This window comes from Roseateles depolymerans, from assembly GCF_003387155.1.
Lineage (GTDB): Bacteria > Pseudomonadota > Gammaproteobacteria > Burkholderiales > Burkholderiaceae_C > Roseateles > Roseateles depolymerans.
Genome location: NZ_QUMT01000003.1, coordinates 179,510 through 196,669, shown reverse-complemented (window position 1 = coordinate 196,669; position 17,160 = coordinate 179,510). Strand labels below are relative to the sequence as shown.

Annotated in this window: 13 protein-coding genes; 6 read left to right on the top strand and 7 right to left on the bottom strand. The window is 69.0% G+C overall.

Annotated elements, in window-relative coordinates:
- Positions 1 to 6: 6 nt before the first annotated feature.
- The 7 genes from DES44_RS14685 to bchF are packed head-to-tail and all read right to left on the bottom strand — an operon-like array spanning position 7 to position 10,377.
- The gene (locus DES44_RS14685) at positions 7 to 1,476 is read right to left on the bottom strand and encodes a BCD family MFS transporter (protein ID WP_058933963.1); all 1,470 of its coding nucleotides are present in this window, start codon (positions 1,474 to 1,476) and stop codon (positions 7 to 9) included.
- The gene (gene bchM, locus DES44_RS14680) at positions 1,473 to 2,174 is read right to left on the bottom strand and encodes a magnesium protoporphyrin IX methyltransferase (protein ID WP_058933964.1); all 702 of its coding nucleotides are present in this window, start codon (positions 2,172 to 2,174) and stop codon (positions 1,473 to 1,475) included. Before bchM ends, DES44_RS14685 begins: the two co-directional genes overlap by 4 nt.
- Entirely contained in the window at positions 2,174 to 3,079 is a 906-nt protein-coding gene (bchL, locus tag DES44_RS14675) for a ferredoxin:protochlorophyllide reductase (ATP-dependent) iron-sulfur ATP-binding protein (RefSeq protein WP_058933965.1), read from the bottom strand. The genes bchM and bchL overlap by 1 nt, the downstream gene beginning before the upstream one ends.
- Complete coding sequence (locus DES44_RS14670; protein WP_232309932.1) at positions 3,076 to 6,855, bottom strand: magnesium chelatase subunit H; 3,780 nt, start codon at positions 6,853 to 6,855, stop codon at positions 3,076 to 3,078. Before DES44_RS14670 ends, bchL begins: the two co-directional genes overlap by 4 nt.
- A gap of 16 nt (positions 6,856 to 6,871) precedes the next feature.
- Positions 6,872 to 8,542 carry a ferredoxin:protochlorophyllide reductase (ATP-dependent) subunit B gene (gene bchB / locus DES44_RS14665; protein WP_058933967.1) on the bottom strand — a complete coding sequence of 557 codons (1,671 nt, stop codon included), beginning with the start codon at positions 8,540 to 8,542 and terminating at the stop codon, positions 6,872 to 6,874.
- 9 nt (positions 8,543 to 8,551) lie between these two features.
- Positions 8,552 to 9,868, bottom strand: coding sequence for a ferredoxin:protochlorophyllide reductase (ATP-dependent) subunit N (locus tag DES44_RS14660; RefSeq protein WP_058933968.1), 1,317 nt, complete (start codon positions 9,866 to 9,868; stop codon positions 8,552 to 8,554).
- Positions 9,865 to 10,377, bottom strand: coding sequence for a 2-vinyl bacteriochlorophyllide hydratase (gene bchF, locus DES44_RS14655; RefSeq protein WP_058933969.1), 513 nt, complete (start codon positions 10,375 to 10,377; stop codon positions 9,865 to 9,867). Before bchF ends, DES44_RS14660 begins: the two co-directional genes overlap by 4 nt.
- A 303-nt stretch (positions 10,378 to 10,680) precedes the next feature.
- Here bchF and DES44_RS14650 point away from each other — a divergent pair, with 303 nt between their 5' ends.
- From DES44_RS14650 to DES44_RS14625, 6 genes are all read left to right on the top strand, one after another.
- Entirely contained in the window at positions 10,681 to 11,643 is a 963-nt protein-coding gene (locus tag DES44_RS14650) for a cobalamin B12-binding domain-containing protein (RefSeq protein ID WP_147307100.1), read from the top strand.
- A gap of 209 nt (positions 11,644 to 11,852) precedes the next feature.
- Positions 11,853 to 13,358 (top strand): transcriptional regulator PpsR, encoded by a 1,506-nt coding sequence (gene ppsR, locus DES44_RS14645; protein ID WP_083525348.1) that lies wholly within the window; start codon positions 11,853 to 11,855, stop codon positions 13,356 to 13,358.
- An 84-nt stretch (positions 13,359 to 13,442) separates the two neighbouring features.
- Positions 13,443 to 14,321 (top strand): chlorophyll synthase ChlG, encoded by an 879-nt coding sequence (chlG, locus tag DES44_RS14640; RefSeq protein ID WP_083525349.1) that lies wholly within the window; start codon positions 13,443 to 13,445, stop codon positions 14,319 to 14,321.
- Complete coding sequence (locus DES44_RS14635; protein ID WP_058933971.1) at positions 14,318 to 15,640, top strand: BCD family MFS transporter; 1,323 nt, start codon at positions 14,318 to 14,320, stop codon at positions 15,638 to 15,640. The genes chlG and DES44_RS14635 overlap by 4 nt, the downstream gene beginning before the upstream one ends.
- Positions 15,637 to 16,839, top strand: coding sequence for a geranylgeranyl diphosphate reductase (locus DES44_RS14630; RefSeq protein ID WP_058933972.1), 1,203 nt, complete (start codon positions 15,637 to 15,639; stop codon positions 16,837 to 16,839). Before DES44_RS14635 ends, DES44_RS14630 begins: the two co-directional genes overlap by 4 nt.
- Entirely contained in the window at positions 16,836 to 17,159 is a 324-nt protein-coding gene (locus tag DES44_RS14625; protein WP_058933973.1) for a hypothetical protein, read from the top strand. Before DES44_RS14630 ends, DES44_RS14625 begins: the two co-directional genes overlap by 4 nt.
- Position 17,160 lies beyond the last annotated feature (1 nt).

Genomic DNA, 17,160 nt, shown 5'->3' with positions numbered 1-17,160 from the left:
GGCCTCCTAGCCTGGAAACTCGGCCAGCCCAATGCGCTGGCGGGACGGTGGGGATGCGCCCGTGCGGCGCACCAGGGGACCGATGGCGATCAGCGTGCCAAACAGCAGCGCGATCTCCAGGTGATAAACAACGCTGTAGGCGACCTGCGGCTCGGACATCGCCGTGCCGAACCAGCCGTGGGCGGCGAGCGCCTCGAAGGCGTCGCGCAGGGTGCCGCCCAGCGCCACGGCCAAGCCGCCGGCGGTGGCCTGCATGGCGCCCCAGGCGCCCAGGGCCAGGCCGGCGCCGCTGCTGCTTTCCAGGCCCATCGCGATGACCAGGGTGCTGACGGCAAACAGTCCGCCGCCCAGGCCGATGAGCAGGTTGCCCAGCCGGAACAGCCAGCCCGATTCCAGCGGCGCCGCAAAGATCACCGCCGAGAAGGCCACGATGCCGACCAGCAGCCCCAAGGCCGCCAGCCGGTAGGCATCCACGCCGCGGGCCAGCCAGCGGGCGGCCAGGCCAAAGGCGATCACCGAGCCCAGCGCCATGCCGGCGGTCAGCAGGCTGGTGGCCGCCACCGGCAGCTTGAGGATGGCGCCGCCGTAGGGCTCCAGCACGATGTCCTGCATGTTGAAGGCGGCGGTGCCCAGGGCCACGGCCACGAGGAAGCGGCGGGTGTTCGGCTGTGCGGCAAAGCGGCGCCAGACCTCGCGGAAGGCGGGGGCGGATTCCTCGCGCTCAGCCTCCGGACGGCGAATCGATCCGCGCGCCTCCTGCTTCCACAAGGCGATGGTGTTGAGAACGACCGTGGCGAGCGCCGCCCCCTGAACCACGGCCACCAGCCGGGTCGGCGAGAAGGTCTCCAGCAGCAGGCTGAAACAGCTGCTGGCTGCGACCATGCCCAGCAGCAGCATCACATACATCATGGCCACGACACGGGGCCGGGTGTCCGGGCGGGCCTGGTCGGTGGCCAGCGCCAGGCCGGCGGTCTGCGTGGTCTGCATGCCGGCGCCCACCAGCACGAAGGCCAGCGCCGCCGCCAGACGGCCCGCGATCACGCCGCCGGGCTGCGCACTGGCTTCTGCGCCGGGCTGCAGCAGGATCAGGGCAAAAGGCATGATGGACAGGCCGCCAAACTGCAGCAACGTGCCAAACCACAGGTAAGGCACGCGCCGCCATCCCAGGGCGGACAGATGCGTGTCCGACCGATGGCCCACCAGCGCCCGCAGCGGCGCCACCAGCAGCGGCAGCGCCACCATCAGCGACACGGCCCAGGTCGCGACCCCCAGCTCCACGATCATCACCCGGTTCAGCGTGCCCACCAGCAGCGCATAGGCCATGCCCACCGACACCTGGAACAGCGCCAGCCGCATCAGTCGCGACAGCGGCAATTCAGTGGTGGCGACGTCGGCAAAGGGCAGGAATTTCAGGCTGAGCCGGGACCACTTCAGCGCCAGGCGCTGGTGGAAGATGGTGGCGCGCAGCAGGTTCATGGCCGCACCAGTTCCAGCGCCTGGGAGGTGTAGAAACCGCTGTAGACGCGCTCGGTGCGTTGCAGGTCCCAGGCCAGCAGGCGCGGATGGCTGCCGATCAGCCGATGCAGCCGCTGCTCCGCCACCGGCACGATGGACGGCGAACGGTTGCCTTGCGGGAACAGCTTGCCGACCGCCTTCATCATCTGCAGGGCCGGGTTGCTGGGCGCGAAGGTGAACAGCACCGAATACCGGGTGCGCTCCGCCAGGTCGGCCAGCACCGCCACTGCATCAGCGGGCTCGTAGTGGATCAGCGAGTCCATGCCGATCACATGATCGAAGTGGCCCAGGGCCGGGTCCAGCATGTCGCCGGCGCGGAAGTCGATGCGGCCGCCGCTGTCGAAGCGGGGTTGCCGCTCGCGGGCCAGGTCCACCAGGGTGGGCGACAGGTCGATGGCCAGCACCTCGGCACCGCGGCGTGCGGCTTCCACCGCCAGGGCTCCGGTGCCGCAGCCGGCATCCAGCAGCCGGCGTCCGCGCAGGTCGGCCGGCAGCCAGGACAGCAGCGTGCTGCGCATGCGGTCGCGTCCGGCCCGCACGCTCGCCCGCACGCGGCCCACCGGCGCGTCCGAGGTCAATCGCGCCCAGGCATCGGCGGCGGTGCGGTCGAAATACGCTTCGATCTGGCCGCGGCGTTCGAGGTAGTTGGCGTCGCGCATCAGTCGAATCCCAGCAGGTCGAAGAGGTCGCGGTCCTTCATGGGAACCGCTTCATACGGCGTGCCGCCGGTCCACATCGACGCCGCCAGCCGCAGGTATTCCTGCTGCACCTGCTCCAGCTCAGGCGAAGCCTCCATCTCGAACAGGGTCGACTTCTTCAGGCGGCTGCGGCGAATGACGTCCAGGTCCGGGAACCGCGCCGAGAGCTTCAGCCCGGTGCGTTCGGTGTAGCGGTCGATCTGGTCGGTGGCGGCGCTGCGGTTGGCGATCACGCCGCCCAGCCGCACCTTGTAGTTCTTGGCCTTGGCGCCGATGGCCTGCACGATCCGGTTCATCGCGAAGATGGAATCGAAGTCGTTGGCGGTGACGATCATGGCCCGGTCGGCGTGCTGCAGCGGCGCGGCAAAGCCGCCGCACACCACATCGCCCAGCACGTCGAAGATCACCACGTCGGTGTCTTCCAGCAGGTGGTGCTCCTTGAGCAGCTTCACCGTCTGGCCCACGACATAACCGCCGCAGCCGGTGCCCGCCGGCGGTCCGCCCGCCTCCACGCACATCACGCCGTTGTAGCCCTCGTAGACGAAGTCTTCCACCCGCAATTCCTCGGCATGGAAGTTGACCGTCTCCAGCACGTCGATGACGGTGGGCAGCATGCGCTTGGTCAGGGTGAAGGTGGAGTCGTGCTTGGGGTCGCAGCCGATCTGCAGCACCCGCTTGCCCAGCTTGGAGAAGGCAGCCGACAAATTGCTCGACGTCGTGCTTTTGCCGATGCCGCCCTTGCCGTAGATGGCGAAGCACTTGGCGGTGCCGATCTGCAGGTCGGGGTCCATCTGGACCTGGACGCTGCCGGCGCCATCGGGCCGTCGCTGGCCGATGGTGCTCAAGGGAACGGAGATGGTGCTCATGCAGCGGCCTTTTCGATGACGCCTTCGAGGCGGTCTTCCAATTCGTCGCCCGCCTGGCGCAAGGCCTGCAGCGTGGCGGCGTCGGGTTGCCAGTAGTCGCGATCCACGGCTTCCAGCAGGCGATGGGCGACGCGCGTGGAGGCCGTCGGATTGAGCTGGGCCAGGCGTTCCCGCATGGCCGGATCCAGGATGAAGGTGGCGCTGAGCTGCTCATACACCCAGGGCGCGACCTGGCCGGTGGTGGCGGACCAGCCCAGGGTGTTGGTCACATGCACCTCGATCTGCCGCACGCCTTCATACCCGTGCTCCAGCATGGCCTCGAACCACTTGGGGTTGAGCATGCGGGTGCGGGTTTCCAGGGCGACCTGCTCGCTGAGGGTGCGCACCGTGCCGCCGCCCAGGCCGTCGCGGGTCTGGTCGCCGATGTAGACCGGGGTCTGGGCCGCCTGGTCGCCATCGCGGGTCACCTTGGCCCGGCGAATCGCCCGGCTCACGCCGCCCAGGGTGTCGAAATAGGTGTCCACCGTGGTGACGCCCAGCTCGACCGAATCCAGGTTCTGGTAGGCCAGCTGCACATCCGCCAGCACGCTCTGCAGCAGCGCCGCCTGTTGCAGCGGTCGCCCGGCGCGGCCGTAGGCAAAGCCCTTGCGGCGGCTGTAGGTCTCGGCCAGTTCGTCGCCGTCCTGCCAGCGGCTGTTGTCGATCAGGCTGTTGATGTTGGCGCCATAGGCCCCTTCGGCATTGCCGAAGACCCGCAGCGAGGCTGTCTCCAGGTCCCCGCCATGGGCGGCCTGGTAGGCCAGCGCATGCTTGCGCAGGTAGTTCTGGTCTTCCGGTTCGTCCGCGCTCGCGGCCAGGAAGGCGGCCTCGGCCAGCAGCCGGATCTGCAGCGGCAGCAGGTCGCGGAAGATGCCCGACAGCGTGATCACCACATCGATGCGGGGGCGACCCAGCTCCGTCAGCGGGATCAGCTCCGCACCGGCCAGGCGCCCGTAGCTGTCCTGCCGGGGCCGGGCCCCCATCAGCGCCAGGGCCTGGGCAATGGGGCCGCCTTCGCTCTTGAGGTTGTCGGTGCCCCACAGCACCATCGCGATCGATTCCGGCAGCGGGAAGCCACCGGCCTGGTGCCGCTCCAGCAGGCGCTGCGCCTGACGGGCCCCGTCCTTGACCGCATAGGCGCTGGGCAGGCGGAAGGGGTCGAAGCCATGCAGATTGCGACCGGTGGGCAGGATGGCCGGCGTGCGCAGCAGGTCGCCGCCCGGCGCGGGACGCAGGAAGCGGCCGTCCAGGGCCTGGACGATGCCGTCGAGTTCGTGGTCCTGGGCCATCAGGCGGTCCATGTCGGCCAGACGCTCCAGCAGCGCGCGGTCCGGGATCTCGCCGACCGGCAGCCCGTGCAGCACCAGCGACTCGATCACCGCACGGTCCAGGCGGCGGCCTTCCGACGCGTCCGCAAAGGACATCAGCAGGTCCACCCGCTCGGCCATGCTGGGCACACGGCCCACCACATGCAGCCCATGCGGGATCAAGGTGTATTCCAGCTCCAGCACCGCATCGCCCAGACGTGCAATGGACGCCTCGGCACCCCCGGCGCTCTCGCTCCAGGCAGGTTCCGCGGGGGCGAGGTCCAGCAGCGCGGCCTGGGCCTGCAGCATGACGGCCAGTTCGCCCCGTTCCTCGGTGGCTTCCGGCTCCAGCCCGCGATGCCGCTCCAGCATCTCCTTGAGCTCGACCAGACCCTTGTACAGGCCCGCCTCGGTGACGGGCGGGGTCATGTAGCTGATCAGGGTGGCCGCCGCCCGTCGCTTGGCAATGCTGCCTTCGGACGGATTGTTGGCCGCATACAGATAGAAGTTGGGCAGGTCACCGATCAGCCGGTCTGGCCAGCAGCGCGCCGACAGGCCGGCCTGCTTGCCCGGCATGAACTCGAGCGCGCCATGGGTGCCGAAATGCAGCACCGCATGGGCGGCGAAGTCCTCGCGAAGCCAGCGGTAGAACGCGGAGAAGGCATGGGTGGGGGCGAAGCCGTGCTCGAACAGCAGCCGCATCGGATCGCCCTCATAACCGAAGGCCGGCTGGATGCCCACGAACACATTGCCAAAACGCTCGCCCAGGATGTGCAGGTGGCTGCCATCCGTCTGCTGCTTGCCGGGCGACGGTCCCCACTGGGCTTCGATCTCCTTGAGATGCTTCTCGCGCCGCAGATGCTCGTTGGCCGGGATCCGGTGATGCACATTGGCCAGTGCCCCGAAACGCTCGGCATTGCCGTGGATCAGCCGCTCGCGCAGGTCATCGACGCTGTCGGGCAGCGCCACCGTATAGCCTTCGCGCTGCAGCCGCACCAGCGTGTTGTAGAGCGATTCAAACACCGACAGGAACGCGGCCGTGCCGGTGGCGCCCGCATTGGGCGGGAAGTTGAAGATGACGGCGGCCACCCGGCGGCTGGACCGCTCGCTGCGGCGCAGGTCCACCAGCTTGCCCACGCGCGAGGCCAGGGCATCGGCGCGGTCGATGCAGCTGTGCATGTCGTGCGCGTCCACCACATTGTCGAAACGGCAGGCATGGCTGCATCCGGTGCAGGCGATGCGGGTGCCGTTGGCCCTGCCGCCGAACACCATCGCGCCGGTGGCACCGTCCAGCTCGGGAATCGCCACCATGATGGTTGACTCCACCGGCAGCAGGCCGCGCGGCGAGCCGCCCCACTGGTCCAGAGTCTGGAACTCGACCGGATGCACCGCCAGGTAGGGCACGTCGAGCGCGGCCAGCACGTCTTCGGCAGCCTTGGCATCGTTGTAGGCCGGGCCACCGACCAGCGAGAAACCGGTCAGCGACACCAGGGCGTCGATGCGGGAATGGCCCTCGGCATCCTGGAAGTAGCTGGCAATGGCAGGGCGCTGGTCCAGGCCGGTGGCAAAGGCGGGAATCACACGCAGGCCGCGGGCCTCCAGGGCCGTGATGACGCCGTTGTAGTGGTCGGCATTGCCGGCCAGCAGGTACGAGCGCATCAGCAGCAGGCCGACCGTGCCACGCGTGCCGGTCGTGGCCGTCAGCGGCAGGGCGTCCAGCCGGGTGGCCAGCAGGCCGGTCGCGCTGCCCGGGCGCATCTGCGGGTGGTAGAGCCCGACTTCCGGATAGCTGATCGGCTGCTCCGGCCGGGCGCTGTCGCGCAGTAGGCGACGCGGTCCGTCGGCATACCGCTCCACCAGCAGCCGCACCATGTTGGCAATGTTGTCCTGGGAGCCGGCGAGCCAGTATTGCAGCGTCAGGAAATACGCCCGCACATCCTGCGCCGTGCCGGGGATGAAGCGCAGGATCTTGGGCAGCATGCGCAGCGTCTTCATCTGCTGCGCACCGGCGCTGCCGCCGCTTCTGCCGGCGCCGTGGGCACCCGGGCCGGGCGGCTTGCCGCGCAGCCGCTTGAGAAATGCCAGGGCACCGGTGGCCGGCGCGCTCATGTCGAAGCCGCCCATGCGGGTCAGCCGCGTCACTTCCGCCGCGGACATGGCGCAGACCATCGCATCGCAGTGGTCGCGCCGCGCCTGCAGGTCAGCCAGCACCGGCATGAAGTGATCTTCCAGGAACAGCATCGAGGCGATCACGATATGGGCCGAGGCGATGTCCGCCTTGCAGCGCGCCAGTGCCTCGGGCTGGTCGCCCCATTCGGCGGCGGCGTGCACCGTCAGGCGCAGGCCGGGCAGGCTGCGGGAGAGCACCGCATGCGCCCGCTCCGCGGCGCTGGCCAGGTGGCTGTCCATGGTCACGATGACCACGTTCATGGCGGGGGCCCGAGGCTCAGCGACTGAAGTGCGCCTTGGCGTCATACAGCGTCTCCAGGGTGATGAGCGGCAACTGCCGGCTGCGGGCATAGGCCTCGGTATTGCGACGGGCCTTGGCGCGGACGAAGAAGGGAATCTTGCGAAGCTCCTGCTCCGCATCGGCGGACCAGGGGGCATCCTGCGGCGGTACTTCGATGGGCCGTGGGGCTGCGATCGGGGCTGTCTGCACCGCGATCGCCGCATCCATCGCTTCACCTGTCGGCTCACCTGTCGCCGCCTCTGTCGCCTCATGCATCGGCGCATCACGGGATGCCATCGACACCGGCCGCGCCGCATGCCCCAGATGGGACGGCAACGCATCCGCATGGAATTCGAAGTCACCGCGGAACATGCCCAGCAGGTGTTCTTCCAGACCCATCATCAGGGGATGGACCCAGGTGTCGAACAGCACATTGGCGCCCTCGAAGCCCATCTGCGGCGCATGACGGGCCGGGAAGTCCTGCACATGCACCGGCGCGGAGATGACGGCGCAGGGCACCCCCAGCCGCTTGGCCATGTGGCGCTCCATCTGCGTGCCCAGCACCAGCTCGGGGGTGGCGGCGCTGATGGCTGCCTCCACCTCCAGATAGTCGTCGGTGATCAGCGCTTCCAGGCCGTAGTGCGCCGCGGCAGCGCGCAACTCGCGGCCGAATTCGCGGCTGTAGCTGCCCAGGCCCACCAGCTCGAAGCCGAATTCCTCGGTCGCCACCCGTGCCGCTGCGATCGCATGGGTGGCGTCGCCGAAGATGAACACACGCTTGCCGGTCAGGTAGTTGGAATCGACCGAGCGGGCATACCAGGGAGAGCGCGACAGGCCGGCGGCCAGGTCTCGCACACGCACCGCATGCCGCTCGGCGCCGTCGCCCGTGCCCAGGCCTGCCAGCGTGCTGACCTCCTCGATGAAGTCCTGCGTGGCGCGGGCGCCGATGGGGATGATGGTGGTGGACGGCTGTCCCAGCTGGCGACGCAGCCAGGCGGCCGCGGTCTGCGCCACCTCGGGATACAGCACCACGTTGAAATCGGCATCCGCCAGCCGCGCCAGGTCGGCCGGCGTGGCCTGCCAGGGCGCCACCACATTGATCTCGATGCCCAGTTGCTGCAGCAGCTGGGTGATCTCGCGCAGATCGTCGCGATGACGGAATCCCAGCGCCGTCGGTCCCAGCACGTTGCAGCGCGGCACGGCGCCGCGGACGCGGCTGGCCTGCGGCTTGACGACCAGCGTGCGCACCAGTTGATAAAAGGTCTCGGCCGCGCCCCAGTTTTCCTTGCGCTGGTAGGCCGGCAGCTCCAGGGGGATCACAGGGATGGGCAGGTCCAGGGCAGCGGCCAGGCCACCCGGGTCGTCCTGGATCAGCTCGGCCGTGCAGGAGGCGCCCACCAGCATCGCTTGAGGTTGGAAGCGGTCGTAAGCCTGCTTCACCGCATCCTTGAAGAGCTGTGCGGTGTCGCCGCCCAGGTCCCGGGCCTGGAAGGTGGTGTAGGTGACGGGCGGACGCTCCGGGCGCCGCTCGATCATGGTGAACAGCAGGTCGGCGTAGGTGTCGCCCTGCGGCGCATGCAGCACGTAATGCACGCCGCGCAGGGCGGTGGCCACGCGCATGGCGCCAACATGCGGGGGGCCTTCGTAGGTCCAGAGCGTGAGCTGCATGGTGGGTCCTCAGGCGGCCAGACGCTGGCGACGGTCCAGCGGGCGGGTGAAGAGGGCCGCCAGGTCCGCGGCCTGGTCGAAGCCGTGGATGGGGGTGAAGACCAGCTCGATGGACCACTTGGTGGTGAAGCCCTCTGCCTCCAGCGGATTGGCCAGCCCCAGGCCGCAGACGACCAGGTCCGGGCGGGCAGCACGGCAGCGGTCCAGCTGACGCTCCACGTCCTGCCCTTCCGACAACTGCGTGCCCGACGGCAGCAGGGCCAGTTCCTCGGCGAGATGGCCGCGGTGCAGATAGGGCGTGCCCACCTCCACCAGCTGCAGGCCCAGCTCGCGGGACAGGAATCGGGCCAGCGGAATCTCCAGCTGTGAATCCGGGAAGAAGAAGATGCGCTGGCCCGCGAGGCGTTGCCGATGGACGGCCAGGGCCCGCTCCGCCCGCTGCCGCCAGGGCGCGATGAGGGGGGCGGTACGCTCGGCCGACAGGCCCAGCGCGGCGGCACCCGCCGTCAGCCAGGCCGCGCTGCCTTCCGCCCCCAGCGGGAACGGCGCGGGAATGTGGCGCGCGCCCCGCGCTTCCAGGGCCCGCGCGGTATCGCCCAGGAAGGGCTGTGCCAGCAGGAAGCGGGTGCGCGGGCCGACAGGGGGCAGGGCGCCGGTGTGGCGCGGCGGGAAGAAGCGGACCTGCGTCAGGCCCAGCGCCTCGAACTGGCGTCGGAACTGGTCTTCCACCACGTCCGCCAGAGCGCCCACGATCAGCAGTTCCGGCGCGGCGTCCTGGCCGGTCGCTGAAGCGGGTGGCGTCGGCAGGGTCGGCAGGTCCGGAAGCGTGGGCACCAGGGCCGCCAGGCACGCATCTTCCCCCTGGGTGAAGCTGGTCTCGATGCCGCTGCCCGAATAACTGAGCACCCGCACCTGCGGGGCATGCCGCTGGCTCAGCCGCGCGGCGGCGCGGGACAGGTCCAGCTTGATCACCTCGGACGGGCAGGAGCCCACCAGGAACAGCAGCCGGATGTCCGGCCGGCGCTCCAGCAGGCGGTGCACCACCCGGTCCAGCTCGTCCTGCGCATCGGCCAGGCCCGCCAGGTCCCGTTCATCCAGGATGGCGGTAGCAAAGCGGGGCTCGGCAAAGATCATCACGCCGGCCGCCGACTGGATCAGGTGGGCACAGGTGCGTGACCCCACCACCAGGAAGAAGGCGTCCTGCATCTTGCGGTGCAGCCAGATGATGCCGGTGAGGCCGCAGAACACTTCGCGCTGGCCGCGCTCGCGCAGCACCGGCGCGTCCTGGCAGCCGTGTTCCACCTGGATGGGAATGACGGGGCTCATGCGGCCGCTCCCTGCAGCCGCGCCATCCGCAGCTTCAAAATGAATTGCACCGCATTGATCAGATAGGCCGCGTAGGCGGCCAGCGCCAGCAGCATCTGCGGCCGGCTGTCCAGCCAGCCGCCCCACCAGCACAGCAGGTAGGCGGTATGCAGGGCCAGCACCGCCATGCTGAAGACGTCTTCCCAGAAGAAGGCCGGCGCGAACAGCCAGCGCCCGAAGACCACCTTCTCCCAGATGCAGCCGGTGATCATGATGGTGTAGAGCAGCAGCGTCTTGACCAGCACCGAGACGACCGCTGGCGACTCGCCGTGGCCGGTGACCAGGTAGCGCAGCACCAGACCCAGGCTGACCAGGAACACCAGGAACTGCAGCGGTGCGAGGATGCCCTGCACCAGGGTCCAGCCCGTCGCATCGCGCCGGGCCCGCTCCTGCGGCGTGTAGAGGGCCGGGCGGGGCCGGTCCGCCACTGGGCGGCGGGACAGGGCGGGCGAAGGCAGGGGCTGCAACATGGGGCCGAATCTAGGCCTGCCCCGAATGGATGTCAATCCAGATTGACGTAATAAAAAATGGACAGAAAGTCTTGTCGCCTGAAATACATCTTGACGGCAAGGTCAGCGAGGGGGACATTGCGCCAAGCAGTGGCCGCCCGAAAGGGCTCGCCGCTGCGCTGTCCAAAAAATAAAGACCAGAGTAAGAAGACCTCAACGGTTTGCTTCGATTTCTGACGCTGCCCAGCGCCGCGGACAGGGGCCAATGCTCTCCTGCCCCACAGGGAACCTGATGCTGCCGATCCACCCCAGAGGAGACGCGTGGTGGCTGGATGGACAACGAATCGGCAGGCCAAGCGCCCGCTGCAGCGGCGCCGTGCCGACATGGAGGCTGCACCCGATCGTGCAGTCAGGGGCGCAGTGGATGCGCTGACGATCAATGCGCTGCTGGCGGCGCGTGACGACTCACAGGACGGCCCCCCCGCTCGCGCCGCCCCGCATCTGGACGATGCCGCCGAAGATCAGCTGACCCGGCTGGTCGAGGCCGAGATCATTCCGCGGCTGATGCTGCTGCACCGTGTGCCTTCTCTGGGTGCCGTCAAGCCGCCGCCGCGTTTTGTGCCGACCCATGCCCATGTGCTCAAGCTCAGCGAGCTGGCCGTGCAGGGCGATGCCGACGCCGCCCCCACCTATATGCGCGGTTTGGTGGCGCAGGGGGCCACGCCTGAGCAGGTCTTCCTGGACCTGCTCTCGGCCAGTGCCCGCTACATGGGGGAGCTGTGGGAAGAAGACCGCTACAGTTTCTCCGAGGTCACCATCGGCCTGTGGCGACTGCAGCGGGTGCTGCATGACCATGCGCAGCGCGATCTGCCCATGTTCCGCGGACCGGGCGCCTCCCGCCGCTGCATGCTGGCGGCCGAGCCAGGCACGCAGCACACCTTCGGGCTGAGCATCGTGGCGGAATTCTTCACCCGAGGCGGCTGGCAGGTGCAATGTGAACCGATGGCCAGCTGGCATCAGATGAAGCGTCAACTCGCGTGTGAGCATTTCGACGTGTTTGGTCTGTCAATCGCATCGAGCGAGACCATTCCTCAGATAGCGTCTGCTATTCTTGACATACGACGGGTGTCCGCCAATACGAAGCTGGTCGTGATGGTCGGTGGGCCGATGGCGGCCCAGCTGCCGGACCTGGCGCAGCGCTGCGGCGCGGATGCGATGGCCATCAACGCGCAGGCGGCGGTGGACTTGGCGAATGCCTGGCTGGAAGCCGATGTGAGACACGCTTGACGCAGGGTTGAGGAAGAGACCCTCAGCCTCTCACCGTCAGGCACGTTGGATGCCGCAAACAGGGACAGGCGGGCATGACTTACCACATGCCCTCACTGGCCCGACGGCTCGGCGAACGGCTCGGCGGACGGTTTTGTGGACAGATGAACGCACTGGAACACTGGCGGCTCGGGGCATGTCGTGCCGCATGAATCACAACAGGGACTTTGATGCAGACCCACGGTACCGCGGCCCACCCCCAGCGTTTCGAGGCGCCGGAGCGCCACTTCGCCGGGATGAGTGCCGATTTTCTGGCTCGGATCGTTGCCGCCGCGTGCGACGTCGCACTGGTCGTTGACAGCCAGGGCGTGATCCGGGATGTGTCGCTGGGTGCCTCGGCAGCAGCGGAGCTGGCGGAATTGCGGCAATGGGTCGGCCGTCGCTGGTCGGAAACCGTCACCATTGAAAACCGCGGCAAGGTGCAGGCCATGCTGGCGGCGGGTCAGCCCGCTGCCGATCCGGGCACGACGGCGGCCGTGATGCCCGAGCGGCAGGTCACCCATGCCTTGTCTGGCGGCATCGACCTGCCGATCAGCTACAGCATCGTCCCGCTGGACGCACAGGGCGGCGTGCTGGCCCTGGGCCGTGACCTGCGCGAAGTGGCCGCGGTGCAGCAGCGCCTGGTCGACGCCCAGCAGTCGATGGAACGCGACTATCTGCGCCTTCGCCACACCGAGGCCCGCTACCGCCTGCTGTTCGAGGCGGTCGACGAAGCGGTGCTGGTGCTGGATGCCAGCTCGCTGGTGGTCTTTGAACACAACGCGGCGGCGACGCAGCTGCTGGGTGACGCCGGCAAGCGGCTGATCGGCCGCAGCCTGCTGGACTTGCTGCAGGCGGGCAGCCAGGCCGACGCCCAGGCGGCGCTGGCCCAGGCCCGCAGCGGCGGACGCTGCGACGATCTGCCGGTGCGTCTGGCGGCACCGTCCGGCACCGCCGGGCAGGGCGCTGAGCTGCATCTGTCCGCCTCCGCCTTCCGCCAGGACAGCACCACCTTGCTGCTGGCCCGCTTGTCGTCCACCGCAGCGACGTCCCCGCAGAAGGGCGCTTCGCAGGGCGAGGCCTCGCCCTCCCTGCTGGATGTGGTCAATACGCTGCCGGACGCCTTCGTGCTGACGGACATGCAGGGCCGCATCCTCAGCGCCAACCAGGCGTTTGGCGACATGCTCCAGCTGCCTCCTGGCGAGGCGGTGGTGGGGCAGCCGCTGGACCGCTGGCTGGGTCGCACCTCGGTGGACATGAGCGTGCTGATCGGCAACCTGCGCCAGCATGGCGTGCTGAGGCTGTTCCCCACCACGCTGCGCAGCGGCTTTGGCGAGGCCAGCCCGGTGGAAGTGTCGGCGGTGGCCGTTCCCGATGGCCGCCAGGCCTGCCTGGGCTTTGCCATCCGTGACGTCGCCCGCCGCCTGCCTGCCGAAACAAGGCCGACGCGCCAGCTGCCGCGCTCGGTGGAGCAGCTCACAGGACTGGTGGGCCGGCTTCCGCTCAAGGACATCGTCGGCGAAACCACCGATCTCATCGAGAAACTCTGCATTGAAGCCGCCCTGGAACTGACCCGCGATCATCGCGCGTCCGCCGCCGAAATGCTGGGTCTCTCGCGTCAAAGCCTCTACGTGAAGCTGCGCCGCTACGGCATTCTGGGTGACACGACCCAGGACGACACGATGGCGTCGGATTGACGCCCGTCTCTGTCACCTCAATGCTGACACCGGTCAATGTAAATCTATATTGACAACCCGCTGCATCGGCCCAGAATAGGCCGCATGCAGCGCCCCGCTCTGTCGGCCATTGCCGAACTGCTCAAGCCCATCACCTGGTTCCCGCCCATGTGGGCCTTTGCTTGTGGGGTGGTGGCCTCGGGGCTGACGGTGGATGGCCGCTGGCCGGTGATCGTGGCCGGTGTATTGCTGGCAGGCCCCTTTGTCTGCGCCACCAGCCAGGCTGTCAACGACTGGTTCGACCGTGAGGTCGATGCCATCAACGAACCGCAACGCCCCATTCCTTCCGGCCGCATGCCGGGCCATTGGGGTCTCTACATCGCGGTGTTGTGGACGCTGCTGTCGCTGCTGCTGGCATGGCAGATCGGGGTGGTGGGCTTTATCGCCGCCGCGCTCGGGTTGCTGCTGGCCTGGGCCTACAGCGCGCCGCCGCTGCGGCTCAAGCGAAATGGCTGGTGGGGCAATGCGGCCTGTGGCCTGTGCTATGAGGGGCTGGCCTGGATCACCGGCGCGGCCGTGATGGCCATGGGGCAGTGGCCGGATGGCCGCTCCCTGTCGCTGGCGCTGCTCTACAGCCTCGGTGCCCACGGCATCATGACGCTGAACGACTTCAAGTCCATCCCGGGGGACCGGCAGATGGGCATCCGCTCCCTGCCGGTCATGCTCGGCGCTCCGCGTGCGGCGCAGGTGGCCTGCGCCGTCATGGCGCTGCCGCAGATCGTGGTCATCGCCCTGCTGACCACCTGGGGGCAGACCGGCCATGCGCTGGCGGTGGCCCTGCTGCTGGTGGCGCAGGCGGTGCTGATGCATCGATTCCTGGCGGAACCCTTGTCGCGCGCCCGCTGGTACAGCGGGTTCGGCGTCCCGCTGTATGTGGCCGGCATGCTGGTCAGTGCCTTTGCCTTGCGAGGGGTGGTGACATGAACGGTTTCATGGGATGGTCCGGCGTGCTGCGGCTGGGGCTGGTGCAGTCGGCCCTGGGCGCCATCGTGGTGCTGACCACCTCCACGCTCAATCGGGTGATGGTGGTGGAAATGGCCTTGCCGGCACTGCTGCCGGGTCTGCTGCTGGGTTGGCATTACGTCGTGCAGGTGGCCCGTCCGCGCATGGGTCATGGGGCAGACCAGGGACGTCGCTGCACGCCGTGGATCCTGGGCGGCATGGTGACCCTGGCGGCGGGCGGATGGCTGGCGGCGCTGGCCACCGTGCTGATGGGGGCGCACCTGGCAGTCGGCCTGGTGCTGGCGGTGCTGGCCTACGGCTTGATCGGACTGGGCGTGGCGGCCAGCGGCACCTCGCTGCTCACGCTGCTGGCCAAGCGGGTAGCGCCGGAGCGACGGGCTGCTGCGGCCACCACTGTCTGGATGCTGATGATCGTGGGCTTCGTGGTGACCGCCGGGGTGTCCGGACGTCTGCTGGACCCCTTCACGCCGCAGCGGCTGCTGATGGTGGCAGCTGGGGTGGCGCTGTCGGCCGTGCTGGTGGCGACCGCGGCGCTGTTCCGTCTGGAAGGGCGGGACCGCCCGGGACTGCCGCAGGCCAAAGCGGTGCCTGTTCCGTTTGCCCAGGCCTTGCGGGACACCTGGGCCGAACCCCGGGCCCGTCGCTTCACCGTCTTCGTGTTTGTGTCCATGCTGGCCTACAGCATGCAGGACCTCATCCTGGAGCCCTTTGCCGGCCTGGTGTTCGGACTGACCCCGGGCGCCACGACGCAGCTCTCCGGTACCCAGCATGGCGGGGCGCTGATGGGCATGCTGCTGGCCGCCGGCGCGGGCAGCCGGTGGGCCGGCGGTCGCTGGGGCAGCCTGCGGCAATGGACCGTCTGGGGCTGCGTGGCCTCGGGCCTGGCCCTGGCCGGACTGGTCGGCGCGGCCTGGCAGGGGCCCGGGTGGCCGCTGGCGGCCAATGTGTTTGCGCTGGGTGCTTGCACCGGCGCGTTTTCGATTGCCGCCATCGGGTCGATGATGGGCCTGGCCGGTGCGCAGGGGCCTGGGCAGGAAGGCGTTCGCATGGGCCTATGGGGAGCCGCGCAGGCGCAGGCCTTTGCCCTCGGCGGCCTGGTGGGCACTGCCGCCAGCGACCTCGCGCGCTGGCTGCTCACCGCCAACGGTCCGGCCTACGGGCTGGTGTTTCTGGCCAATGCACTGCTCTTCGTCGTGGCCGCGTGGCTTGCTGCGCGGGTGGAGCCCCGTCCTGTGGCGGTCCCGCAGGTCTTCATCAGCCCCCTGCGGAGAGCCTCATGAACGACGCCTCATCCTCCGACCCGTCCGTCCTGGATGCCGTCGTCATCGGCGGTGGACCCGCCGGCGCCACGGCGGCCGACGACCTGGCCCGCCAGGGGCTGCAGGTGCTGCTGCTGGACCGGGCCGGACGCATCAAGCCCTGCGGCGGCGCGATCCCGCCGCGGCTGATCCAGGACTTCGCCATCCCCGACGAGCTGCTGGTGGCCCGCGCCACAGCGGCCCGCATGGTCTCGCCCCAGTCGGTGCAGGTGGACATTCCCATCGAAGGCGGCTTCGTGGGCATGGTGGACCGCGAGCAGTTCGACGAATGGCTGCGGGCCCGCGCCGCATCCCATGGCGCGCGGCGGCAGGTGGGGCAGTTCGACCGGCTCAGTCGCGAGGCCGACGGCACCTGCATCGTCCACTTCCAGACCGAACAAGGCCCGCAGCAGGTGCGCACCCGCGCGGTGATCGGCGCTGACGGCGCACGCTCGCGAGTGGCCCAGCAGGAAGTGCCCGGTGCCGACCGCGGACGCTTTGTGTTTGCCTATCACGAGATCATCGCCGTGCCGGATGAACGCCCGGCCGGATATGCCCCGGGACGCTGCGAGGTGCACTACCGCGGCGGTGTCTCGCCCGACTTCTATGGCTGGGTCTTCCCGCATGGACCCAGCGTCAGCGTGGGCACCGGCAGCGCAGACAAGGGCTTTTCCCTGCGCCGCGGCGTGATGCAACTGCGCGAGACCGCCGGACTGACCCATGCCCGCACGCTGCGGCGGGAAGGCGCACCCATCCCCATGAAGCCGCTGCCCCGCTGGGACAACGGTCGCGATGTGGTGCTGGCCGGTGATGCCGCCGGTGTGGTGGCGCCCGCCTCGGGCGAGGGCATCTACTACGCCATGCTGGGCGGCCGGCTGGCGGCCGATGCGGTGGCGCAGTTGCTGCGCACTGGGCAGGGCCGCGCACTGGCCACGGCACGCCGGCGCTTCATGCGCGAGCATGGCCGCGTGTTCTGGGTGCTGGGCCTGATGCAGCACTTCTGGTACAGCAGCGACAAGCGGCGCGAGCGCTTCGTCAGCATCTGCCGCGACCGCGATGTCCAGCAATTGACCTTCGATGCTTACATGCACAAGCGCCTGGTGCGGGCACGGCCCCTGGCCCATGTGCGCATCTTCCTCAAGGACATGGCCCATCTGCTGGGCCTGGCGCGTGTGTCATGAGCGAGCTGTCCGACTGGCATACGCTGTCCACCTGGACCGACACCACCGTGCTGCTGCGGCTGTGCGAGGTCGTGCTCGCCACAAGCCTGATCGAACTGCTCTGGTTTTTGACCCGTCGTCCTGCAGGGCCGCCCGGGCTGGTGCCCAATGTGCTGGCCGGTGTGAGTCTGGTCCTGGCCTTGCGCCTGGGACTGGGTGGCGCCGGTGTGCTCTGGGTGGCGGCCTGTCTGGCCGCGGCTGGAGTCAGTCACCTGTTCGACCTTCGGGCCCGCTGGCGCCGACCGGTCGTTTCTCCCCCTTTGCGTCGCCAGCGATCATGAA